Origin of the sequence: Shewanella indica (assembly GCF_033842865.1) — a bacterium.
In the GTDB taxonomy this organism is placed as follows: Bacteria; Pseudomonadota; Gammaproteobacteria; order Enterobacterales; family Shewanellaceae; genus Shewanella; species Shewanella indica.
In genome coordinates this window covers 3263662-3286855 of record NZ_JAWXXR010000001.1, presented here as the reverse complement: position 1 = coordinate 3286855, position 23194 = coordinate 3263662, and the positions used below count along the sequence as shown (strand labels likewise).

Below are 23194 nucleotides of genomic sequence, written 5' to 3'. Positions count from 1 at the left end.
ATAATTGCTTGCCGACTCGGGGCAAACTGTCATCTTTCCTGTGGGTTATAGCGAACTACTTTACCCTTGAGTTTGGTCAGCTGTTCCACTTTCTGCTGTTGCTGTTTGATGCGTTCGCTGGAGACATCCGGACCGACAAACACCCGGGTCAATTTGCCGTCCACAGGCTTATCCGGCAAGGTATAGGCGCTGAATCCGGCCTTGCGCAATTTGGCCACCAGGGCTTTGACATTGGCCGCATTACTGAAGGCGCCGAGCTGTAAAGTCCAGGCCGCATCACTGGGTTTGGCCTTGGGTTCGGGAGTCTTTTTGGCCTCCTGCGGCTTGGATTGGGCGGTGTTGGAAACACTGTTTTCGGTAGCCTTCACCTCGGGAGCGGGTTCGACTTCAACCTGAGGCTCGTCTGTCTCCTGCGCCAAGTCCAGAGTCTCGGCGACATCCAGGGTTTGAAACTCCCCCGGCTCCGCCAATTGCGATTCGGTATCCGGCCGCAGCGGAATTTCAGTGAACTGCTCTTGCTGGCGCTCTTTCTTGCCATCGAGAATGTCAGGTAAAAAGATCACCCCCAAGGCGACCAATACTACGGTACCTACCAGACGGTTATGAAACTGAGTCGACAAAATATCTTCCTTCCAGTCTTAGATAAGCGCTTTAAAGCCCGAAACAGTGTAAAAGGAGCCAAAGACAATTACCACATCTTCGGCGCCGAGTTTGGGTTTGAGGTATTGCCAGCAATCTTGCATCTGTTCAAATTCCCGGGCGTCAGAGCCATCCGGCAGGGCTTTTCGCAAACGGCCGGCATCGGCACCACGCTCATTATGCAGCGTCACCAACAACCAGCTGTCTATGCTAGGCGCCAGCGCTTGCATTACGCCTTCGATATCCTTGTCCTTGAGCATACCGCAAACGCCATAGACTCGCCCCTTGGCCTGCAGTTCATCCAGCCTTTGCGCCAGATAGCGGGCCGCGTGGGGATTGTGCGCCACATCCAAAATAATCAGCGGCGCCTCGCAGATATGCTCCATTCTGCCGCTGAGCCTGGCACTGGCGAGCCCTGAGCAAATCGCCGCTTCGGAAAGCTCAGGCCAGAGTTGTTCCAGCGCCGCCAAGCTGGTGGCGGCATTGGGCAGAGGTAATTGCGGCCTGGGTAAGCCCTCAAACTGCCAGTGCTCACCGCAAAAATCCCAGCCAGTGCTGGTTTGCTTGTAGCAAAACGCCTGCCCCACCGCCTTGAGTAAGGCGCCCTTTTCATTGGCAACCTCAACCACGCTGGCAGGCATCTCGGCATCGCCTACTATCGCCGGGCGGTTGTGACGGAAGATGCCGGCCTTCTCACGGCCAACCAGTTCCCGGGTGTCACCAAGATACGCCTGATGATCAAGATCTATGGCGGTTACCACACTGACATCGGCATCTATGATATTGGTAGCATCCAGCCGGCCTCCCAGGCCCACTTCCAGAATAACCAGATCCAGCTTGGCCTGCTTGAACAGCAGTAATCCAGCCAGGGTGGCATATTCAAAGAAGGTCAGCGAGGTGTCGCCTCTGGCCGCCTCTATGATTTCAAAGGCCGAGATAAAGTCGCTATCCGGCGCATCGACACCGTCTATCCGCACCCGCTCATTGTAATTGAGGATATGGGGCGAGCTGTAAACTCCGACCCGATAACCCGCCGCGCGCATGATCTGCTCCAGCATACGGCAGGTGCTGCCCTTGCCATTGGTACCGGCAACTGTGATCACCTTGGTGCTGCCCAGTGACTGCACGCCGAGCCTGGTGGCAACTTGGGTGACCCGCTCGAGCCCCATGTCGATTTCAGTCGGATGAATAGCCAGCAGGTAGTCCAGCCAAACAGACAAAGGAGCGTTGGCTCCCGGTAGCTGATGCGGATGAGCGGATGATTGCGACATTTGATTCTTCCCTTAAATCTTGATGTTGCCGCAAGCAAAAGCGTAGCGGCAACAGCATGCTAACGGTTTCAGTCCGGCATAAACAGTGGGCCCATGGCCAACTTGGGCAGTTGATATTGCTCAGGATAGCTGACATGCACCAGATAGAGGCCATTGGGTTTGGCGGTGGGAGCCGCCTTGGTTCTGTCTTTAAGCTCCAGCAACTGACCCAGCCAATCCAGCGGCTGATTGCCAAACCCCACTTCCAGCAGCGAGCCGACAATATTGCGCACCATGTGATGCAAAAAGGCATTGGCTTCGATATCCACTATCACATACATGCCCTGGCGGGTCACACTGACCCTGTGCACATTGCGAAACGGGGTGCGCGACTGGCATTGGATCGCCCTGAAACTGGTGAAGTCGCGCTCACCCAGCAGATACTGAGCCGCCTGATGCATCTTCTGCTCGTTTAGGTCACCGTGATAATGGCTGACGCCACCACGCAAAATGCCGGGACGGAAATTGTGGTTGTAGATGATATATCGGTAGCGACGAGCAGTTGCCGAAAAGCGGGCATGAAAACTGTCGTCTACCTCTTTGGCCCAGCGCACCGCAATATTGTCCGGCAGATTGGCATTGACGCCCAGGGTCCAGGCGCCTTCTTTACGAATGGCAGAAGTATCAAAATGCACCACTTGCCCGGTGGCGTGTACCCCGGCATCGGTGCGACCGGCGCATTGCAGTGCTATCGGCTCATTGGCGACCAGAGACAAAGCCCGCTCCAACTGCCCCTGAACTGAATCCACTTCGGCCTGGCGCTGCCAACCATAATAGCCGCTGCCGTCATATTCGATACCCAACGCAATACGCATCTGTTTCTCCCCTGATCTCAAGGCGGCGAATTCTACCACAGAGCAGGCATTCGCCTCCAAGAAAAAGCCCGGACAATAAACGGACTGCATAAAAAACGGCGCCTGGGGCGCCGTTTGAGTATTGACTGAGCTCTAGCCCAAGGTTTTGATCAGGGCTGCAGCTTCCTCTTGCTGGCGGGCGTTGCCGTCCAGCTCCACCTCTTTAAGCAATGCCTTGGCGCTGTCTTTGTCATCGATTTCGATATAGGCCCGCGCCAAGTCCAGCTTGGCGTTGACAGAGTTTTCCTCATCATCGACGTCGACCATAGCGGCGGCGCCAACGAGGGAATCGAGTTCGCCCATATCCACGTCCAGTTCCTTGTAGGGGTCGGTATCACTGTTGCCTTCATCGGCTTCACTGAGCAGGCGCTCAATATCGATAAATCCGTTTTCCTTCTGGAAGGCGCTGAGATCGTGCTCCGGCACCATGCTGGAAGCGACCTTGCCTTTTTCTTTGGCATCGAGGGCTGCCAGCGCTTCATCCACTGTCAGTTTATGATCTTCGAGATCCAGCGAGTCATCATCATCCAGTTCAAGACTGAATTCTTCATCCACCTCGGCTTCGTTGACAACGTTTTCAGAGAAAGCGGCCAACAGATCATCGTCGCTCAGACTCTTATCACTGTCGTCACTATCCTGGGCCAGGCCGATATCCAGAGCCTGCTCGGTATCTGTTAGGCTGTCTTCAACTTCAACAGCCTGTTCCTGGCTTGAGAGCTCCTCTTGAGTCAAGAGCTCTTCTATGGCTGTAGGCTGTTGCTCTTCTTGCGCCGAGGGCTCTTTTTTCGCTGAAGGCTCTTCCTCAACCAAGGGCTCTTTGGGTGCGGAGGGCTCCCACTCAAGCATATGGGGATCATGGCTTTTGCCGCCGGCCTTGAGATCGTCGAAGAAGCCGGAATCCTTGTCGCTGCGTTGACCGCTTTGCAGCTCGTTATCGCTATCCCTGCTCTCATCGGCCAAAATATCGGTTTCATCAGGCTTCTTAGGCTCGTCCAAGTCCTCAGCCTGCGACAAGCCTGCCAGCATGGTATCCAATTCGGCATCGCTGCGCTCAGTGGCATCATCAGACTTAACCTCTGAGCTATCTTCCTCGTCTGTCTCAGCGATTGCCTCATCAACGTTATCTATCGCAATTACATCATCCGCAAGCCCTGCCAACAAGGCGTCCAGATCTTCACTCTCTTCCTCAGCTTGAACCGGCTCTGCTGCTTGAGTCTCGACAGCTTCGTCCAAGTCATCGAAACCTGCCAGCAAGGCATCTATGTCTGCCTCTGTATCGCTGGAGTCTACGGCAACCTTGTCATCTTCAAGCTCGGCGGCGATAACGTCGCTTAAGTCTTCCTCTTCAGAATTCAGTTCTACCGGCGAGTCGAATCCTGCGAGCAAAGCATCTATGTCCGCTTCTTCGCCCAGCTCGGTACCAGTTGAGTCATCCTCATCCAGCTCGGCGGCTATGGCAGCACTGAGATCTTCCTCGGCTTCAGCCCTACTATCGTCTTCAACTTGAGCACTGGCTTCAATTTGAGGTTCTGTGTCTTCTTTGACGTCAAACCCGGCCAGCAGCGCATCGATATCGGCTTCCTGTGTCTCATCCAGAGTCTCGTCAGCCTGCTCATCTTCGGCCAATTCGGCGGCGATAGCGGCACTGAGATCTTCATCCAGCTCTGCCTTCGCTTCTCTCTCTGAAATCACCTCTTTGTCTTGTTCAAAAGCAAACTCTTGATCGAGTTCTTGGCTAAAACCCTGTTCAAAAGCAGCAGTCACATCTTCCGGTAGGGTTTCACTCAGATCAGGCTCTGATGCTGGAACACTTTCGGCCTGCCAATCTTCAGGAATAACTTCCTGTTTATCGGTATCGTCCAAGCCAGCCAGCAATGAGTCCAAGTCTTCCTCGCCAGCATCTTCCTGCTCACCGGCCTCTTGTTCACCCATAGCTTCAGCCCAGAGATCATCGAGCGACTGACCTTCATCTTCAGCCTCTTGGCTGGTATCCCCTTCGCCTGAGTCGATGAACATCTCCTGCGCCATATCCATCTGCTCGTTGTCACTCTCAACTTCCGGCTCAGGCTGCAGCGCTGAGCTGTCGACATCCAGCAATGAATCAATGGAATCGTCCGGATCATCGTCCAGACGCACGGCCAGTTCATCGTTGGCGTTTGCCATCTCGGCCGTGGCCGCGCCGGCAACAGCTGCGGCTGCCATTGGGGCAGCATCTGTCTGTGGCGCTTGACCATTAGCCTGCTTACGCTTGCGGCGCAACATGCTCCACAGCAGCAACAACAACAATACCGCGGGTACTGCGGCAGCCAGCACCAACAATAATGGGTTATCCATCAAACTGCGCCAGAGGTCGTCCGGCTCATTCGCCGTAGCATTGGCGACTTGAAGCTGCTGTTTGAGATCAGCATTTTCGGCCTTGAGTTGCTGTTCCTGTTTTTTACTGGCCTGTAGTGACTCTTCCAATACCGATAGACGCTGATTCAGCTCATCAATTTGCGCCTGCAGCCCTTGGTTATCCGTATTGGCCACCAAGAGTTGATCCTGAGCACGCCCCAGCTCATCGGTCAGACTCAGGTTGCGGCTCTGCAATGCTTCAATGCTGTTATCGTCTGCCGTTTCTTGGGTTGCTTCTGTTACTGTATTTGAGGATTTAGTAGAAGCCACTTGAGTGGGTTCAGTGGATGACTCACTGACTTTGGGCTGCTCACTGTTATCCTTGACACTTGTACTCACCTTGGATGGCTGCGTCGCAGGTTGAGGTTGGGTGGCCGTCGTTGGCTCTTTCACGGCTTGGCTTGAACGCTCTGGGGCTTTAGCGGTTTCAGTTTTGCCATTATCTGCTTTTAGCGGCTTACCGGAAGACCAGCGCTTATCATCCTGTTCGGCGCGAGCTCTGGCCATACTCAAAGGAATAGCCTGCATCACCTCCTTGGAAGGGATAAGCAGTATCATGCCCCGTTCGAGGCTGTTGTAGTTATTGGATGAGAAAGCGTGCGGGTTGGCTTCAAAAATCGCGGCCATGACCTGATAGATACTGACACTGGGATCCGGTCTGACTTTCTGGGCAATACTCCAAAAGGTGTCCGATGTTGTCGTCGGGCCATACTGGCGCACCTGCTGGCGCACTTGACCGTCGGGACCGGTAATTTTCAGGCCTTCTGCATGGGCGGGTTCTATAAGACTACTTGGGTTCAGGGCAAAAAAAGCGGCCATCAGGCCAACAAGATATGAAGTGCGAAAGTTCATCCATTCTTCCCTTTCAAGCGCTGGTTTCGCCGGCTGACGACTGGCTTTAGGCATTTGTATTTATTGAGATTACTATAAACCAGAAATGTCCGCCCTGCTACTGTTCACATTTGCAAAACAAAAAAAGCCTGCAAACTGCAGGCTTTTTCAACAGAAACAAAGCGTTTAGGAAAAGTGCTTCCAGCCTTGCATGTAAGTCTGAAAGCACAGGCAGAGCCCTCGTGGGACTGACTCGCACCTTCTTTAGAGATAGTCGCGGATCAGGATCTCACCTATCTGTACACTGTTGAGCGCCGCACCCTTACGGATATTGTCAGAGACCACCCAAAGATCTATACCCAGATCGTGGGAGATATCCTTGCGCACCCGGCCGACATACACAGGATCACTACCGGCGCCTTCAGTAACAGCTGTCGGATAATCGTCATCATCTTCAAACAGCACCACGCCTTCGGCATCCCGCAACACTGCCTTGACTTCGGCAGCATCAACCGGCTGCAGCGTCTCGATGTGAATCGCTTCCGAGTGTCCATAGAACACAGGGACCCGCACCGCAGTAGGGTTCACCAGAACTTCGCTGTCGCCGAGGATCTTATGGGTCTCCCAAACCATCTTCATCTCTTCTTTGGTGTAGCCATTTTCCATAAACCTGTCTATGTGCGGCAACACGTTGAAAGCTATCTGCTTATCATAAACCTTGGGCTCTGAAGGCAAGCCTTGCAACAACTTTGCAGATTGACCCGCCAGCTCTTCAATCGCCTTTTTACCTGTACCGGAAACCGACTGATACGTGGCCACATTGATACGGCTGATCCCAAAGGCATCATAGATAGGCTTGAGCGCCACCAACATCTGAATCGTCGAGCAGTTGGGGTTGGCAATAATATTACGGTTACGGAAGTCGGCAATCGCCTGCGGATTGACCTCTGGAATAACCAATGGAATATCCAGGTCGTAACGGAAGTGAGAGGTGTTATCTATCACCACACAACCGGCATCGGCCGCAATTGGCGCCCATTTCGCCGAGACGTCACCGCCGGCAGAGAAGAAGCCTATCTGCGCCTGAGTCCAGTCGAAGCTTTCTACATCGAGGATCTCCACCTGTTTACCGTGAAAACTCACGGTTTCACCGGCGCTGCGACTACTGGCCAGTGGAAACAGATTCGCCACCGGGAAGTTACGCTCCTCGAGGATTTCTATCATGGTTTGACCCACGGCTCCTGAAGCACCCAATACGACAACGTTAAATTCCTGCGACATTTACAGACCGACTCCTGAAAAACCTAAATGAGACAACCAATCTACCCCAGAACCGCCGACATTTGAAAGAGTCAAAGCACTGAATTCTCGCCTATGGCGGTGATTTTTTCTCATGTCATCAAAACCTGTGGGGTTTTTCAGCATTTTCCGGAATTTTTCATCGTCATCACGCAGATCATAAATAAATCGGCACAAGGACAATAATGCCTTTTCATCGGGCGAACTACTGATATCGAGCCGGGAGCTCCAACGCTCTGGCAATAGCGCCCCAAGTGACTTGTCCGCCGGGCGGTTGAGTATCGCCATCAAGGACTGATATAACATGAAAGTGCCCCGGGCCTTGCCCTCCAGGCTGTAACCGGCAATATGCGGTGTAGCAAACTCCACCAGAGGCACCAGCTCCAGCATGGGATTAGGCTCCCCTTGCCAAACATCCAGCACTAACTTGAGATCCGGTCGCTTGCCCTTGACCCGGATCAGCGCGCGATTATCTATCACTTCACCGCGGCAACAGTTAAGCAACCAGCAGCCGGGTTTCAGCGTTTCCAGTCGCTGCTCGTCAAACAGATACCAAGTAGGATGCTCGCCATCCCGGGTCAGAGGTACGTGCAGACTAATGATATCGGCACCGGCAATCAGTTCATCCAGGCCAACAAAGCGGCGGCTGTCGCCGGCCTCGGCCAGTAAGGGATCGCAGAGCAAGGTATTAACTCCGTATGCCTCCAGACAGCGCGCCAGCGCCGAGCCTGTGTTACCGGCACCGACTATGCCAACGGTTTTGCCCTTAAGCTGAGTGTCAAATCTGTTGGCCAGCTCCAACATGGCGATAAAAGCATACTCGCCAACCGCGATGGCATTGCATCCGGGTGCATTGAAAAAGGGGATGTTGCGGGACGCCAGATAAGCCTTGTCCACATGATCTGTCCCTATGGTGGCACTGCCGACAAACTTAAGTTTATGTGCGCCTGCCAGCAGTGCCTCATTGACCTTGGTGACCGAACGCACCAGCAAAACATCGGCGTCGGCTACTGTGGCCGCATCCAGATGACGGCCATCGACGGCTACTATCTCCCCCAGCTCGGCAAACAAGGGCTGCACATAGGGCATGTTTTCATCAACCACCAACTTCATCGACTTTCCTGCTCTGTTGTGGATTAAACCGCTATTCTATCAGCGAGCTAGATGCTTGTCTGAGTCCGGCGCACATTTGCGGAAGCTACTAACAAGTTCTGCGTCAGCTCATAAGCAAAGAAGGAAGCCATTTGGCTTCCTTCTTGATTCAGTGACACAAGGCGTTTACTTGTATTTACGCATCACCAGGGTAGCGTTGGTGCCACCGAAACCGAAGCTATTGCTCATAACAGTGTTGAGCTCGGCGTCGCGGTATTCACGCACAATTGGCATACCTTCTGCGGCCTCGTCCAGGTTGTCGATATTGATTGATGGCGCGATAAAACCTTGTTCGAGCATCAACAAGCTGTATATAGCCTCATGAACACCGGCTGCGCCCAGGGCGTGGCCTGTCAGTGACTTGGTTGAGGCAATCGCCGGCATCTGGCCGTCGAAGACTTCACGCAGGGCTTCCAGCTCTCGCACATCACCGACAGGGGTAGAAGTGCCGTGAGTGTTAACGTAATCGATAGGTGTATCTACTGACTCCAGCGCCATCTTCATGCAACGCACCGCACCTTCGCCGCTTGGGGCTACCATGTCATAACCGTCAGATGAAGCGCCATAACCTATGACTTCAGCATAAATCTTGGCGCCGCGGGCCAGCGCGTGCTCCAGCTCCTCGACAATCACTATGCCGCCGCCGCCAGAGATAACAAAGCCATCACGGTCGGCATCATAGGTGCGGGAAGCCTTTTCCGGTGTGTCGTTATACTTGGTCGACAAGGCGCCCATAGCGTCAAAGCCCATGGTCAGGGTCCAATCGATCTCTTCAGCGCCGCCGGCAAAGACCATATCCTGTTTACCCATCTGGATCAGTTCCACCGCATGGCCGATACAATGCGCACTCGTGGCACAGGCTGAGCTGATGGAGTAATTCATCCCTTTGATTTTGAAGGGCGTCGCCAGACAGGCACTGGCAGTAGAAGACATTATCCGCGGCACAATATAAGGACCCACGCGCTTGACGCCTTTAGCACGCAGGGTGTCAGCCGCCTGAACCTGGTTGGAAGACGAAGCGCCACCGGTACCAACAATGAGACCTACACGAGGATCTGAATACTGCTCTTCGGTCAGACTGCTGTCTTCAATAGCTTGCTGCATAGCCAAATAGGCGTAGGCTGCGGCATCCCCCATAAAACGCAACGCCTTGCGATCGATATGCTCGGCGGGATTGAGTTTGATGTCGCCCCAGACATGACTGCGCAGCTGCATCTCCTCAAACTGATCTGAGTGGGTGATACCACTGCGGCCAGCCTTGAGAGATTCTGTCACTTCTTGTTTGTTATTACCGATACTTGATACAACGCCAATTCCGGTGATCACGACTCTTTTCATGTTTTACTATCCATTCCGTACAATTCAGTACCTACTTTTGCTGACGCCATGTTAGCCGTTTTACAGCATTTAAGTGGTCAGCTTTCCGTAAACTTGGGTAAAATAATGCCGAACAAGGCCTCCAGAGTAAAAAATTGCCCGTGAAACAGGAACAACTTCGGCCATCCGGCAGTGAAAATACGCAAACTTGCAGTCAAAATCCCACATCTGTGGAAACAACACAAGCCCCGACGGCGACTCTTGCGCCCTACCAACAAATCCGTTTCGGTGACAAGCCCTTCGGGCGGCAAATTTGTCTGGCGGCGGTAGGCAGTGAAGCCCTGTTGCCGCTGCTGCAACTCTGGAGCCAACTACGACAGAATTATCCCAAGCTTGTGTTACAACTCTTGCTGTTTGCCGCCGATAAAGATTCCCGGGCAGAATCGCTCAAGGTCCTGCAAAGCAAACTGCCATTATGGCAGACCACCGAAGCTACGGCATTCGCCGAACATCAAACAAGCGCAGTAATGGCGCTTCTTGCCGAGCTGCAGGCAGGTAAACCTCTGGCAATCCCCGGCTGCCAACGTTTTGTGCTCGATGGTGGCAGGTTGACACTGGATCTCTACCTTGAATTTGACGCCACCTTGCTCAAAGAGTTGCCAGGGGTAAACCATAACGGCTGGATAGACAACTGGCTCTGGCTTGCAGAGTCCTTACCCTCTCAGGCAGCGGTCTGGCAGATGGCGCGCTTGGCTAAAGACTACGCCTCCTTGCTGTGCCTGCCAAGTAAGAGAAGCGCTCTTGCCTCTATTATGGTCAATAGCGGGCTCAATATAGTAGATTTTAACGGGCCGGCAGCACTGCTTTTGACTCAACAAACTGAGCTCGAGCCCATCGCCAAGGCAGAACGCCTTGCCTTGCGGCGCCAAAGCAATGCCAGACTGGCGCCCTGGCCGCTCTACCGGGAGCCCATGCTTGCAGATGATGAATCTATTGCCATTATTGGCGCCGGTGTGGCCGGCAGTCAGCTGGCATTGTCATTGGCAGAGCGCCAACAAGCCAGCCAGGTATTTTGCAGCGAGGATAACGCGGGTGAAAGTGCCAGCGGCAACCGACAAGGTGCACTATACCCGCTGTTGACGCCGGAAACATCAGAGCTCAACACCCTGTTCCAACAAGGTTTTCTCTTCAGTCGACGGCGGATAACCGCCCTGACTGCCGCCGGGTTCGATATCGCCCATGACTTTTGCGGTGTGTTACACACTGGCTATGATGAGCGAAGCCGCGCCCGCCTGGATAAGATTGCCGAGGGCCAAAACTGGCACCCGGATATTCTGCGCCGGGTCGACAGCTTTGAAGCTACTGAGCTTGCGGGATTGGATATAGAAGAAGATGGCCTTTTTTACCCTCTGGGTGGCTGGGTCTGCCCCAGAGCACTGTGCCGCGCCGCCATCCAATACGCCGTCGACTCGAGTTACTGTGACTTTCAACCCCGAACCCATATCAAGGCGATTTCAAGAGAGGATCACCTCTGGTGGTTAAGTGCTGCCGATGGTCGCCGCTTTGGGCCATTCAAGAAGCTGGTGTTGGCAAGCGGCGCTTCGCTGACGGCGCTGCCACAAACTTCGGCCCTACCCGCCTCACCTTTTCGCGGCCAGGTCAGTGAAGTTGCAACCCAAGGCGGGTTGGGAGCGCTTAAGGCAGTGCTGTGCGCCAAGGGATACCTCACTCCGGCCTGGGAGGGGATTCATTGCCTGGGAGCCAGTTATATCAAAGATCCCGAGCAGTTGGCCTACAGCGACGCCGAGCAGAGAGAAAACCTGCAAAAAATCGCCATGAGTTATCCGGATGCCGACTGGCACCGGGGGCTGGTGATGGGACAAGATGCCAGAGTAGGGGTGCGTATGGTCACCCGGGATCACTTTCCCATGTTGGGGCAAGCACCGGATGTCAGTGCACTAATGCAGGCTTATCAGCAACATCAGCACACCCCCGAGAGTGCCCGCTACTGGCAACAGACACTGGCGCCTGTGCATCCCGGTCTTTATATTCTTGGTGGTTTGGGCTCACGCGGCCTCAGCACAGGTCCATTGGCGGCGGAAATTCTGGCATCAGAGCTTTGTCATCAACCCTTGCCGGTAGGCAGTACGCTGCTGCAGCGCCTTAATCCCAACCGGATGTGGATGCGCAAACTTATCAAGGGTAAAGCGCTTTAATATTGAATGAATTAACCAAGACATGCATGGGCAAACCGAGCTTAATAGAGGAAGCTGTTATCAAAGCCTCACTCAGAAACTATCGTATCCATGGATAATCTATATCCATTAGCCGACAGTATTGCCATTCTGGCATCGGCCACAGCTCGTCAAACCGTTTAAGTTGAATGGAACGCCCGTCCACGAATAACATTCCAAATGAACCAACACAGGTAATCAATCGAGATAAAAAATGCCGCTCAGCATAACTGAACGGCATTGTACTTTAAGACTGCTTTTGCAGATGCAGACTTAAACTATATTACAGTTCTTCAGCATTCTCAGACAGATAGGCAGCAACACCGTCTGGGCTGTCTTTCATGCCTTTCTTGCCTTTTTCCCAACCTGCCGGGCAAACTTCACCGTGCTCTTCATGGAATTGCAGCGCGTCGATCATACGCAGCATTTCATCGACGTTACGACCAAGAGGCAGATCGTTAACGACCTGGTGACGCACCATACCTTCTTTGTCGATCAGGAAAGAACCGCGGAAAGCCACACCGGCTTCTGGGTGTTCAACGTCGTAAGCCTTGCAGATGTCGTGGCGAACGTCGGCTACCAGAGTGTATTGAACCTGGCCGATACCGCCTTTTTCCACTGGGGTGTTACGCCATGCATTGTGAGTAAACTGAGAATCGATAGAAACACCGATCACTTCAACGCCACGCTTCTTGAACTCTTCCATGCGGTGATCGAAAGCGATCAGCTCAGATGGGCACACGAAGGTGAAATCCAGTGGGTAGAAGAACACTACCGCAGGCTTGCCTTTGATTGCTGCAGTCAGGTTGAAGCTGTCAACAATTTCGCCAGAACCCAGAACAGCTGCTGCAGTAAAGTCCGGAGCCGGACGGCCTACTAATACGCTCATTTTATACCTCCATCTATGGATTGAGCTGTGAATAAAACAGAATCCGTTTTAACTACAGGCCATTATAAGAGGTGCCATGCACCTGACAACCTATTTAGGATCAATATCACGCTTTTGCCCCAAATTAAGGCTTGTCTGGATAAGAAATCGGCAAGTGTGCGGTCACGGCAACAACCTGGCTCACAAAGCGATTCAATAACCTCAGGATCCAGTTCACAAAGGCAGTTTTTTTGCCGCAAACACTGATTGCAGCTGGACATCCAAGCCCCCCCAGTCAAAAATAGCCCCTTTGTTTAGCGAATAAGACTTTACTATGAACGCAGTTGTGATTGCCGTCTGTCTGATGCTCGCTCTCAGCCTGGCCCGGGTCAATGTGGTGATCGCCTTGACGATCAGCGCCCTGGTCGCCGGCTTGATGGGAGGACTGGACATCCACCAGACCATAGAGGCATTCAATACCGGCCTGGGCGGTGGTGCCCAGATAGCCCTGAGTTATGCCCTGCTCGGCGCCTTTGCCGTGGCCCTGTCACATTCCGGGCTGACCACTTTGATTTCCACTACAGTGATCAAGGCTCTTGGCAAGGATCCCAATAGTCAAAACCTCAAGTGGGTTCGCAGCCTGTTGCTGCTGTCGCTGCTGGCCATGGCTATCAGCTCACAAAATATTCTGCCTATCCATATCGCCTTTATCCCCATTCTGGTGCCGCCCCTCTTGCATCTGATGTCCAAACTCAAGCTGGACAGGCGTTTGGTTGCCTGTGTTATCACTTTCGGTCTGGTCACCACTTATATGGTGTTACCGGTTGGCTTTGGCGGCATATTTCTAAACGACATACTACTGGCAAACCTACAGTCCAACGGCTTAGAGGCTCAATCCGGGGACATTCCCCAAGCCATGCTCATCCCGGCCGCCGGTATGTTGACCGGGCTGCTGACGGCCGTGTTTATCAGCTATCGCAAGCCAAGAGAATACCGGGAAGAGCAGATCCTCGCCGCCGAACCGGAAACCGGCCTCAGCAAGCGCAACATCTTCATTGCCGTGCTGGCTATTCTAGCGACTCTGCTGGTGCAGCTGCAGACAGATTCGATGATCTTCGGCGCGCTGGTCGGCTTTATGATCTTCTCATTCAGCGGCGCGCTCAAACATGTGGCCGATGAAGATATCTTTAACCAAGGTGTGCGCATGATGGCCAACATAGGCTTTATCATGATAGCCGCCGCCGGTTTCGCCGCCGTGGTCAAACAAACAGGTGAAGTACTAACTCTGGTGAGTGCCATAGGTGAGTTGATTGGTGACAACAAGGGCCTGGGCGCACTATTGATGCTGGTGGTGGGCCTGTTGATCACCATGGGTATTGGCTCATCTTTCTCGACCATCCCCATTATTGCCACCATCTATGTGCCACTGGCGCTGAACTTTGGTTTCTCTGTGCCTGCGGTTATCGCCCTGGTCGGCACCGCCGCGGCGCTTGGGGATGCCGGCTCACCGGCATCGGACTCAACCCTCGGCCCCACCGCCGGCCTGAATGCCGATGGTCAGCACGACCATATCCGCGATAGCGTGATCCCAACCTTTATTCACTACAATATCCCGCTGCTGATCTTCGGCTGGATTGCCGCCATGGTACTCTAAGCACTGCCTTGGGGAGTGATAACCCTGAATACAAAAAGCCAGTCTGTATCAGACTGGCTTTTTTGCTTTAGCGGCCGGCTTTACAAGCCGGGACTTAGCTTATCGGCGCTGTTTCAGGCCTGAGTTTCTTCTATCAAGCGGTTACCTGAGCCTATCTCAATTTTGCGCGGTTTCATGGCTTCAGGGATCTCGCGCACCAAATCTATATTGAGCAGACCGTGTTCCAGATGGGCGCCTTCGACGGTCACATAATCGGCCAACTGGAAGGTACGTTCAAAACCGCGCTCGGCAATGCCCTGATACAGGTATTTACGCTCCGGGGCCTGTTCGCCCTTGGTGCCTTTCACCAACAGCTTTTCACCCTCGCTGGTGATCTCCAGCTCATCCATGGCAAAGCCTGCAACCGCCATGGTGATCCGGTAACGGTTCTCACCCAGGAGTTCGATATTGTATGGAGGGTAACCGGCATTGCCATTGTTGGCGGCGGCATGTTCGGCCAAACGGGCCAAACGATCAAAACCGATAGCGCTGCGGTAAAGGGGAGTCAAATCATAGTTACGCATAGTCATATCCTCATAGATTAAGCAATATGTAGTGTCGGGCCGAATCATCGCACCCTAGGTTTCACTGGCCGCCCAATGGCACGGCCTTTAATTTATCGGTCAAGGCACTTTCCCTGCCGACACTCAATAGATAAGGTCGGGCAAAAGTATTTCAAGTGTCGGTAGAATTAATTGATTAAAAATCACTCAAAGCCACATGACTGCCCTGCTCTTTTGCCACAAAAAAGCAGCCCCGAAGGGCTGCCTGTAAAGTGACTTAAAGTGCTATTTACTGAGGCACTTCACAACCCAGTGGGCTGTTGGAGTTTTCATAAACGATATCGCCTACCGGCTCGTAATCAACGGCCTTGATGCTTTGTTTCTCTTTCAGGAAGCTGTAGAAGACTTCGGCATCAACATAGCCAGTTTGTACCGGATCCAGCTTGGGATAGCCGTCACCGCCCGCTGCGTTGAAGCTGGGTACAGTGAAGGTGTAGCTATCTGTTGCGCTGTAATCCTTGCCGCTGACTTCGCTGATAGCGACCGACTTGGCCTGACAGTCAACTGTCATTTTCACGCCCGTTATCTGGGCATAAGCCCCTGAACCGCGCTGCATGGTAGCCACTACACCCAGATAATCGCTGAGCTCGGCACCTGTCATAGTGCTCAGGGTTATCATGTTACCGAAAGGCTGCACTGTCAGGACATCACGGTAGCTGATATCACCGGCGGCGATAGAGTCACGTACACCACCCGAGTTCATCACGCCGATATCGGCATTTACCTTGGTGGCCTGCGCCATGGCGAGCAAACGGCCCAGGTTGGTCTGCTGACCACGAACCACGCCGCGATCGCCTTCCAGTTTGCCATCGGTAGTGGCGATGATTTCGCCCAGTTTTTCACTACCCTTGTCCTGATATTGCTGCAGTACAGCCTTCACTGTGGTATCGGCAGGGATCGGCTCACCGGCCAGTTCCTCTGTCTTCTTGCCTTCTGCATCCAGTTTTCTCAGGTTGACCGGGATCAGCTTGTAGCTGACCAGGTGCAGTTTGCCACCATAATATTCAAAATCGGCGCGGCCAACATATTTACCCCACTCATGGGCCTGCATGATCCAGGTGCCTTTGTGCTGATCAGGAAGGCAATCATCACCTGGTTTGAAGTCGGCATAGCTCTGACTACCGGGTTCCATACAAACCGGATTCTGTGAGTGGCCACCTATGATGACCTGCAGCTGTCCCTCTTCCAGGGCGCGAGCCATGGCCACGTCACCCGGGGCATTGCTGCCGTTTTGGCCATCGGCATAGTGCCCCATGTGAGTGGTTGCCACTATGATATCGGCGGCTTTGTTATCATTGAGCTCTTTGATGACCTTTTTGATCTCTTCTTTGGGATCAGTAAACTCAAGCTCGCCGATAAACTCAGGGTTACCTATCTTGGCGGTATCTTCTGTGGTCAAACCTATGACAGCCACTTTAAGACCTTTAATATCGAAAACCTTGTAAGGCTCGAAGTAGCGGCTGCCATCTTTTTTGTAGATGTTGGCAGCCAGCATAGGAAACTCGGCGAGCTCGCGCTGCATATCCAACACACTCAGTGGGTTATCAAACTCGTGGTTACCCACGGCCATGGCGTCATAGCCAATCAGGTTCATGCCGATAAAGTCAGGCTCGGCATTTTGCAGATCCGACTCAGGCACACCTGTGTTGATATCACCACCTGAGAGCAACAGAGCCTGGCCGCCGTTGCTTTCCACTTCGTTGCGTAAGCGATCAACCAGCGTCTTACGGGCTGCCATACCATACTCACCGTCACTGTTTTCCCAGAAGCGGCCATGGTTGTCATTGGTGTGTAAAATGGTGAACTTGGTGCAGTTATCGGCGCCGCAGACTTCCGCTGCCGGATCCTTGTCATCACTGTTACAACCGGCGAGAGCAGCCAGAATGGCTGTCGCCAAAAGTCCTTTCATCAGTTTATTAGACATTGTTAAATCAACCCCATGTTTTTATTTATTTTTACCATCATCATTAATAAGCGGAGAAGCGAACTTCCCGCGCCCGACATACTAGCAAGATTAAGTCAAAAACATGTCACTTTTATTAACAAACAGGAGTTAAACGCATGATTTTAAGGCGGGAAATAACACAAACTGTTCACAATTTAGAATAGGCTTCCAGGGAGCTCTCATACTTTAGCGTATTCTGCTGCTGATATTAAAGTGCACTTGGCACACAATAAAACCTATCGCACTGATATATATGAAAATAACTAAAGTATTAGCAGCGGCAGGCTATTGTTTGATAATGGAAACACCCCCTGAAAGGCCGTTTCCATTATGGGACGACTTATTTTTCAATAAATTAAAACTGGATATTAGGAAAGTGTGAACAAGTTCCACCTGTACTCTGCGTTATCCGGCCCAGTCAAACCCCAGGTATGCCTTCAGGCAGTAGCTTTGAATGCCAATTCTGTGTCAGCCACTCTCTCAATGAGGACGTCGCTAGAACTTATTCGTACCTTCCCTAATTCAAACGCGCCTGCAGCCACTGACTGATGAGATTCAGCTCTTGCGGCACCACGCCGTGCGCCATTGGGAATGTATGCCATTCGAGCCGATATCCTCCCTGCTCGAGCGCTTCTTTGGCCATACGTCCGGCACTGAGAGCAACCACATCATCCTGCTCGCCATGACACTGCAAGATTGGTGTATCACGGTTGGCGCTGCTCAAGTCTTCCGGCAGCTGCTCCCCCCCGGCAAATAACAGGACAACGCCATAATACCGGCCAAGGCTTCGGGGTAGCGCAGTGCGGTAAAGAGGCTCATCACCCCGCCTTGGCTGAAACCGGCAAGCACAATACGGTTGGCAGCAATGCCTTGTTCAATTTGCTGCGCTATCAGTTGCCGAACCAAACGCTCAGATTGCAGCACCCCAGCCATATCGGCTCTGTCATGGAGATTGAGGCTCTTGATGTCATACCAGGCGCGCATCACATAGCCACCATTGACAGTGACAGCCTGCTCCGGCGCATGTGGAAACACAAAGCGTATTGAGTGATCGGCCGGCAGTCCCAATGCCGGCACCACAGGGGCAAAGCCGTCACCCGAGTCACCCAAACCATGCAACCAGATAACGCAGGCGGTGGCCGGCTCCCGGGGTTCAATAACAACGGCGTCCAGGGTAGTTGACGACATAACAACATCCTTCTTGATAGGCAAAAATGTGACCGACATCATATCAGGCTAATAATTCCTTGCCAGCACCATTCTAAAAATTCGAATAAAAACACGTGTATTTCGCGCTTTACCCATAAATAACCACCACCTAGACTGAAATGCGAGCCATAGGGCAAAGCGGTTAAAGGAGCGAAAAATGGGATTATTGCAGCAGGGCAAATGGGTCGACCAGTGGTATCAGACAGACAAAAGCGGCGGCAAGTTCGTCCGTGAAGATGCCAAGCTGCGAAACTGGATCACCCCGGATGGTAGCCCGGGCCCCAGTGGTCAAGGTGGATTCAAGGCCGAACCGGGCCGCTACCATCTCTATGTTTCACTCGCTTGCCCCTGGGCCCACAGAACCTTGATATTTCGAGCCTTGAAGGGATTGGAGGCGCTTATCTCAATGACTGTGGTCGAGCCCCATATGTTGGAAAATGGTTGGGAATTTGCCACAGAGGCGGGCCCCAAGGGCGGCCACCCTATCCAGGGCGCCGAGCAAGACCCTTTGTTTGGCAAAGCATTCCTCTACCAAATTTACCAGCTCGCCGCGGCCGATTATAGCGGTCGGGTGACAGTACCTGTCTTGTGGGACAAACATCATCAGACCATAGTCAGTAATGAATCGTCGGAAATCATCCGTATGTTCAACTCTGCCTTCGATCATCTGACCGGCAATAACCTGGACTTTTACCCGCCCCATCTGAGAGAGGAGATAGATACGCTCAACGAGTTCATCTATCCCAATATCAATAACGGGGTTTACCGGGCCGGTTTTGCCACCTCACAACAAGCCTATCAAGAGGCCTTTGAGCAGCTGTTCAGTGCCCTTGACAGATTGGAGTTGCAATTGAGTGAGCGCCGCTTTCTCACCGGCTCACAACTCACTGAGGCCGACTGGCGCTTGTTTACCACCTTAATCCGTTTCGATGCTGTCTATGTGGGTCACTTCAAGACCAATAAACGCCGTATTGAAGACTACCCGGCGCTGAGCCAATACCTGCGCGATCTGTATCAGTACCCCGGTATTGCCGCCACGGTCAACTTTGAACATATCAAGCAGCACTACTACTACAGCCATGGACAGATAAACCCCAGTCGCATCGTGCCCCAGGGCCCCGAGTTAGACTATCAGCGCAGCCATCAACGCCACAGACTGGAATAGTAAATCACTCGGGCGTCAGGCCGTAAAAGTCTGCCAGTTGCTCGAGCTGTTCATCTGAGTCGAGCCGCAGCTGCCAACGCACGGCGCCGGCATCGGCCAGCAGAATGCAAGGGCCTTTGAGCAAACGGATATCGTCGCTCAGCGCCATCAACACTGTCTGCATGGCCGGCAAACGAACTTGCAGCTCATTGGGACTCAGCAGCAATCGCCCCTGCTCGCAGTTAATTTTCATCCCCTCTCCTCCCAATGGTTTCTCAATCAAAAACGCCCGCTAAAGCGGGCGTTTTCAGTTAAGGCCAAACTCAGTGCTGATGACCACCGACGCCATGGGCATGACCATGAGCTATCTCTTCATGGCTGGCTTCACGGGCTGAGACCACTTCAATATCAAAGGTCAGCTCGCGACCGGCCAATGGGTGATTGATGTCCACAGTGGCCATAAACTTGCCCACCTTGACCACAGTCACTTGACGCTGACCTTGATCTGTATTGACGACCGCGCGCATGCCAGGCTTCCATACTTTGGCGCCCATCAGGTGTTTTACCGATACGCGCTGCTCAGCGCCTTCAACCCGCTCACCGTAAGTTTCAGAGGCAGGCAAGGTCACACTGAACTTGGCACCTATCTCTTTGCCTTCGATGGCTTTCTCGACTCCGGGCATCATGTTGTCATGGCCGTGCAGATAGGCGATGGGATCGTGCCCCTCGTTGGTTTCCAGCACCTCACCCTTTTCATCGCGCAGTGTGTAATTGAACTGCACCACCATATCTTCTTTAACGCTCATTCTGAGTCCTCAGTATTCATGATTCCGGCGCAGCTTAACAAAACTGTCGCCTGCACTCCACTGCTTTGGATTAACGCCCCGCGCCCGGCACTATCGCCAGATGCTCGAGTCGCTCCAGCACCTGGTGGTTTTTCAATGCCAACTGACAAACACCACCATCAATTTGATGCTTAACAGAGCAATCCACACTCCAGCTGCGCAGCAGATATCCGGCCAAGGCCGCATTGCTGGCCACCTTGAGTTCGCCATCCTCCATACGATAGTCGAGCATAATCGCCTCCGGGTGTTTCAGGCTCGGATGGGGAACCAACACCAGTTCCACCGGCGTCAACCAGTTGTTGTCGGCTGCCGGTTGCTCCTTGGGCAAGGGAGAGCCTTCAAGTTCTCTGGCCTGCTTGATACGGGTCACCACAAAGTCGTTGAACTTGCCATGCAGTCTGTCAAATGCCCGCACATGCCAACGCTGACCGTTGTTGACCAGGGCATGGGGCACTATTTCTCGAAAAGTTTCGCCGCTTGAGGTGGAGACATATTGCAGCGCCAGCGCCAGCCCTTGTTGAATCGAGCGCATCAGCGCCGCGATAATCTCGGTATCCGGATGAATAAGCCGCACCGCATCGAAACAGACCTGGCTGGGCACCAGAGGCTGTGACAAACCATCTCCAAAGCCACGGGCCAGACCCGAGAGAATGGCTTCAGGCTCGTGATGAAACAAGGGCTTGAATTCATGCTGGCGCTGATAATGACGGCTGGGATGCATCAGCTTAAGATTCTGTGGCGCCAGCTCGCGATAGAGGCTGAAGTCGCGGGTGGCGGCCGCCAATCCGGTGGCAAACTTGGCAATCAGATCCTGACGACTGACCTGACCAAAATATTGCAAACTGAAATCGATAAAGGCCAGACGCTGACGCTGGCCGTGACTCAACTTGTCTATGTTGCTCATCTCGCTGCGCATATCATTCCCTGAGTTCAAATCGGTGCAGGAAAACGCCAAACTCTGCTGCCGGCATTATCCGGGCAGTTTCTTGGCGCCTTTATAAACTAACATTAGCCAATCCCTTGGCTACCGGCAATCATTTTGATTAGCAGAACTAGAGTCCCAGGGCTTTAAAGGTTTCGGCAGAAGGGAAACCGTCGGCCACCAAGCCTTTGCTGAGCTGAAACGCCTGTAAACTGGCGCGGGAGTTACGCCCGAGAATACCGTCCGGCTTTCCGGCATCAAACCCCTGCTCATTGAGCTTTTGCTGCAGTGCCTTTATCTGGGCGCGGCTCAAGCGGGTTTGCTGCGGCGGTGCTTTGGCAAGCCGACCGGCGCCACTTATTCTGTCGGCCAAATGGCCTACTGAGATGGCATAAAACTCAGAACGGTTCCAACGCTGGATCACCTGGAAGTTATCGTAGCCTAGAAACGCAGGTCCCTCGTGCCCGGCGGGCAGATAGAGTCTGGCTTCCATCTGGGCCTGTGGCAGCACCCTGCCATTGCTCTGGGTCAACCCCAGCGCCTGCCAGTCAGCGAGAGACTTTTTCTGCCCCAGATGCTGATAATCAAATGATTCAGGTAAGCGAACCTCCCTGCCCCAGCGTTCGTTGCGCTGCCACCCCAGGTGAGCAAGAAAGTTTGCCGCCGAAGTCAGGGCATCGTCTATGCTGTTCCAGAGATCCGCCTTGCCGTCACCGTCACCATCGACGGCATAACTGGCATAAGCACTGGGCATAAACTGGGTGTGTCCCATGGCCCCGGCCCAGGAGCCTTGCATATCAGCCGCAGCAAAACCATATTTCTGGCTCAGCTTCAACGCTGTCATCAACTCCTGGGTAAAAAAGCCCGAACGGCGGGAGTCGCAGGCCAGGGTTGCCAGCGAATCCAACACCGGCATCTTGCCCTTGTACCCCCCGTAATTAGTCTCCATGCCCCAAAAAGACAAGAGATATTGCGGCGGCACACCGTACTCGCGCTTGAGCTTATCCAGCAGCGCTTTGTGTTCAACCAGCAGTTCCCTGCCCTTGGAAACCCGCCAATCTGTTACCCGCTTATCGAAATAGTTGGCAAATGTCTGGGTAAACTCGGGCTGACTGCGATCCAGCTCTATCACTCTGGGGACAAACTTGAGTTGCTTAAGATGTGAGTCGATGGTCTGTTGACTGATCCCCTCTTTCAGGGCCTTGTCCTGCATCGCCACAATACACTGAGGAAAAGCCGCTTCTCCGGCCTTTATCAGGGCTTCTACAGGATCCTCATTCTGGGGGGCTGCCAGCGTTTGCGTGGCCAACAGCAGGGGAAACCAGGATAATACTCTGAACACCTTCCGACTCCTTAAAAAATTAAACACCCCATCGAGTTCCATCCTAACCAGTCGCTCAGCGTTTTTTAAGCCCCGCAGGCATAATTCCCTGTCGTTGAGTCGATTTTTAAGCATTTATTCCTGTTTGTTCATCTGAGGTTAAGATTCACTTGGACTCCAGTGCTTATGCCGTATAATGGCGCCACTAACCCTTGCTCAAGAGAGAGATCATGACTGATTTAGCGCCGGCACTGAGCCAATTTATCGATAACGTCAAAGCGCACCAGCAGGTGTGGGGCTTGCAGGACGACTCCGGCGAAGGCTGGGTGGTGTGTGATTCCAGCGAATATGAAGACACAGATGTCATGCCTTTATGGTCTGATCAGGCAGTGGCCCAAAGCCATTGCACCGAGGAGTGGGTCAACTTCGCACCCGTGGCAATTCCATTGGAGGAGTTACTGGAATTCTGGATAGAAGATCTCAACGAAGATGGCGTATTGATTGGTATCGATTGGCGCGCCGAGCAGGAATGTCCCGAAGTTGAGCCGGTAGAGCTGGCCAAGTTCCTGGTGGACGTGGAAGCCGAATAAGCTTTATCAGGTCGGGAGTCACCAAGACTCCCGACTTCTTTTAAGACTCAGAGCAGCATCTGCA

Annotated in this window: 18 protein-coding genes and 1 pseudogene; 4 read left to right on the top strand and 15 right to left on the bottom strand. The window is 53.2% G+C overall.

Going from position 1 to position 23194, the window contains the following annotated elements; translation table 11 throughout:
- Positions 1 to 29 precede the first annotated feature (29 nt).
- The 7 genes from SIL79_RS14685 to fabB form a co-directional block, all read right to left on the bottom strand.
- A complete protein-coding gene (locus SIL79_RS14685) occupies positions 30 to 620 on the bottom strand; it encodes an SPOR domain-containing protein (RefSeq protein ID WP_071475894.1) in 591 nt (196 codons plus the stop codon).
- Positions 621 to 638: 18 nt separating this feature from the next.
- On the bottom strand, positions 639 to 1910 hold the full coding sequence (gene folC / locus SIL79_RS14680) for a bifunctional tetrahydrofolate synthase/dihydrofolate synthase (RefSeq protein WP_319619419.1): 1272 nt from the start codon (positions 1908 to 1910) through the stop codon (positions 639 to 641).
- Between the two features lie 68 nt (positions 1911 to 1978).
- On the bottom strand, positions 1979 to 2764 hold the full coding sequence (truA, locus tag SIL79_RS14675) for a tRNA pseudouridine(38-40) synthase TruA (RefSeq protein ID WP_319619418.1): 786 nt from the start codon (positions 2762 to 2764) through the stop codon (positions 1979 to 1981).
- A 132-nt stretch (positions 2765 to 2896) separates the two neighbouring features.
- The gene (locus tag SIL79_RS14670) at positions 2897 to 6049 is read right to left on the bottom strand and encodes a FimV/HubP family polar landmark protein (RefSeq protein WP_319619417.1); all 3153 of its coding nucleotides are present in this window, start codon (positions 6047 to 6049) and stop codon (positions 2897 to 2899) included.
- Between the two features lie 243 nt (positions 6050 to 6292).
- Positions 6293 to 7309 carry an aspartate-semialdehyde dehydrogenase gene (locus tag SIL79_RS14665; protein WP_039033444.1) on the bottom strand — a complete coding sequence of 339 codons (1017 nt, stop codon included), beginning with the start codon at positions 7307 to 7309 and terminating at the stop codon, positions 6293 to 6295.
- On the bottom strand, positions 7310 to 8440 hold the full coding sequence (locus SIL79_RS14660) for a 4-phosphoerythronate dehydrogenase (protein WP_215773026.1): 1131 nt from the start codon (positions 8438 to 8440) through the stop codon (positions 7310 to 7312).
- Between the two features lie 165 nt (positions 8441 to 8605).
- Positions 8606 to 9817, bottom strand: coding sequence for a beta-ketoacyl-ACP synthase I (gene fabB, locus SIL79_RS14655; protein WP_071475898.1), 1212 nt, complete (start codon positions 9815 to 9817; stop codon positions 8606 to 8608).
- Positions 9818 to 10026: 209 nt separating this feature from the next.
- On the opposite strand from fabB, the gene mnmC reads away from it, so the two are divergent.
- Positions 10027 to 12012 carry an FAD-dependent 5-carboxymethylaminomethyl-2-thiouridine(34) oxidoreductase MnmC gene (mnmC, locus tag SIL79_RS14650; protein WP_319619416.1) on the top strand — a complete coding sequence of 662 codons (1986 nt, stop codon included), beginning with the start codon at positions 10027 to 10029 and terminating at the stop codon, positions 12010 to 12012.
- A gap of 301 nt (positions 12013 to 12313) precedes the next feature.
- Here mnmC and SIL79_RS14645 read toward each other — a convergent pair whose 3' ends face one another.
- Positions 12314 to 12919, bottom strand: coding sequence for a peroxiredoxin (locus SIL79_RS14645; protein ID WP_025009505.1), 606 nt, complete (start codon positions 12917 to 12919; stop codon positions 12314 to 12316).
- 313 nt (positions 12920 to 13232) lie between these two features.
- Here SIL79_RS14645 and SIL79_RS14640 point away from each other — a divergent pair, with 313 nt between their 5' ends.
- Positions 13233 to 14552, top strand: coding sequence for a Na+/H+ antiporter family protein (locus SIL79_RS14640; RefSeq protein ID WP_039033447.1), 1320 nt, complete (start codon positions 13233 to 13235; stop codon positions 14550 to 14552).
- Positions 14553 to 14665: 113 nt separating this feature from the next.
- On the opposite strand, the gene SIL79_RS14635 is transcribed toward SIL79_RS14640, so the two are convergent.
- The 3 genes and pseudogenes from SIL79_RS14635 to SIL79_RS14625 form a co-directional block, all read right to left on the bottom strand.
- Positions 14666 to 15115 (bottom strand): Hsp20 family protein, encoded by a 450-nt coding sequence (locus SIL79_RS14635; RefSeq protein ID WP_028779347.1) that lies wholly within the window; start codon positions 15113 to 15115, stop codon positions 14666 to 14668.
- Between the two features lie 268 nt (positions 15116 to 15383).
- Positions 15384 to 17078 carry a bifunctional UDP-sugar hydrolase/5'-nucleotidase UshA gene (ushA, locus tag SIL79_RS14630; protein ID WP_233962430.1) on the bottom strand — a complete coding sequence of 565 codons (1695 nt, stop codon included), beginning with the start codon at positions 17076 to 17078 and terminating at the stop codon, positions 15384 to 15386.
- A gap of 538 nt (positions 17079 to 17616) precedes the next feature.
- A pseudogene (locus SIL79_RS14625) lies at positions 17617 to 18287 on the bottom strand (alpha/beta hydrolase).
- A gap of 178 nt (positions 18288 to 18465) precedes the next feature.
- Here SIL79_RS14625 and SIL79_RS14620 point away from each other — a divergent pair.
- On the top strand, positions 18466 to 19473 hold the full coding sequence (locus SIL79_RS14620; RefSeq protein WP_039036158.1) for a glutathione S-transferase family protein: 1008 nt from the start codon (positions 18466 to 18468) through the stop codon (positions 19471 to 19473).
- Positions 19474 to 19477: 4 nt separating this feature from the next.
- On the opposite strand, the gene SIL79_RS14615 is transcribed toward SIL79_RS14620, so the two are convergent.
- The 4 genes from SIL79_RS14615 to SIL79_RS14600 all read right to left on the bottom strand — a co-directional run bounded on the left by SIL79_RS14615 (position 19478) and on the right by SIL79_RS14600 (position 22561).
- Positions 19478 to 19705, bottom strand: coding sequence for a DUF3389 family protein (locus SIL79_RS14615; protein WP_039036157.1), 228 nt, complete (start codon positions 19703 to 19705; stop codon positions 19478 to 19480).
- A 70-nt stretch (positions 19706 to 19775) separates the two neighbouring features.
- Positions 19776 to 20258 (bottom strand): FKBP-type peptidyl-prolyl cis-trans isomerase, encoded by a 483-nt coding sequence (locus tag SIL79_RS14610; protein ID WP_039032870.1) that lies wholly within the window; start codon positions 20256 to 20258, stop codon positions 19776 to 19778.
- A gap of 70 nt (positions 20259 to 20328) precedes the next feature.
- Complete coding sequence (locus SIL79_RS14605) at positions 20329 to 21213, bottom strand: WYL domain-containing protein (protein ID WP_233962433.1); 885 nt, start codon at positions 21211 to 21213, stop codon at positions 20329 to 20331.
- Positions 21214 to 21349: 136 nt separating this feature from the next.
- Positions 21350 to 22561: a lytic murein transglycosylase gene (locus tag SIL79_RS14600; RefSeq protein ID WP_405130418.1), complete on the bottom strand. Its 1212-nt coding sequence runs from the start codon at positions 22559 to 22561 to the stop codon at positions 21350 to 21352.
- Positions 22562 to 22770: 209 nt separating this feature from the next.
- Here SIL79_RS14600 and SIL79_RS14595 point away from each other — a divergent pair, with 209 nt between their 5' ends.
- Positions 22771 to 23130 (top strand): DUF2750 domain-containing protein, encoded by a 360-nt coding sequence (locus tag SIL79_RS14595; protein ID WP_071475900.1) that lies wholly within the window; start codon positions 22771 to 22773, stop codon positions 23128 to 23130.
- Positions 23131 to 23194: the final 64 nt, after the last annotated feature.

Coding starts and splice junctions, on each gene's coding strand:
- folC (WP_319619419.1), bottom strand. CDS start 1,910: ATGTCGCAATCATCCGCTCATCCGCATCAGCTACCGGGAGCCAACGCT.
- truA (WP_319619418.1), bottom strand. CDS start 2,764: ATGCGTATTGCGTTGGGTATCGAATATGACGGCAGCGGCTATTATGGT.
- SIL79_RS14670 (WP_319619417.1), bottom strand. CDS start 6,049: ATGAACTTTCGCACTTCATATCTTGTTGGCCTGATGGCCGCTTTTTTT.
- SIL79_RS14665 (WP_039033444.1), bottom strand. CDS start 7,309: ATGTCGCAGGAATTTAACGTTGTCGTATTGGGTGCTTCAGGAGCCGTG.
- SIL79_RS14660 (WP_215773026.1), bottom strand. CDS start 8,440: ATGAAGTTGGTGGTTGATGAAAACATGCCCTATGTGCAGCCCTTGTTT.
- fabB (WP_071475898.1), bottom strand. CDS start 9,817: ATGAAAAGAGTCGTGATCACCGGAATTGGCGTTGTATCAAGTATCGGT.
- SIL79_RS14645 (WP_025009505.1), bottom strand. CDS start 12,919: ATGAGCGTATTAGTAGGCCGTCCGGCTCCGGACTTTACTGCAGCAGCT.
- SIL79_RS14640 (WP_039033447.1), top strand. CDS start 13,233: ATGAACGCAGTTGTGATTGCCGTCTGTCTGATGCTCGCTCTCAGCCTG.
- SIL79_RS14635 (WP_028779347.1), bottom strand. CDS start 15,115: ATGCGTAACTATGATTTGACTCCCCTTTACCGCAGCGCTATCGGTTTT.
- ushA (WP_233962430.1), bottom strand. CDS start 17,078: ATGTCTAATAAACTGATGAAAGGACTTTTGGCGACAGCCATTCTGGCT.
- SIL79_RS14620 (WP_039036158.1), top strand. CDS start 18,466: ATGGGATTATTGCAGCAGGGCAAATGGGTCGACCAGTGGTATCAGACA.
- SIL79_RS14615 (WP_039036157.1), bottom strand. CDS start 19,705: ATGAAAATTAACTGCGAGCAGGGGCGATTGCTGCTGAGTCCCAATGAG.
- SIL79_RS14610 (WP_039032870.1), bottom strand. CDS start 20,258: ATGAGCGTTAAAGAAGATATGGTGGTGCAGTTCAATTACACACTGCGC.
- SIL79_RS14605 (WP_233962433.1), bottom strand. CDS start 21,213: ATGCGCAGCGAGATGAGCAACATAGACAAGTTGAGTCACGGCCAGCGT.
- SIL79_RS14595 (WP_071475900.1), top strand. CDS start 22,771: ATGACTGATTTAGCGCCGGCACTGAGCCAATTTATCGATAACGTCAAA.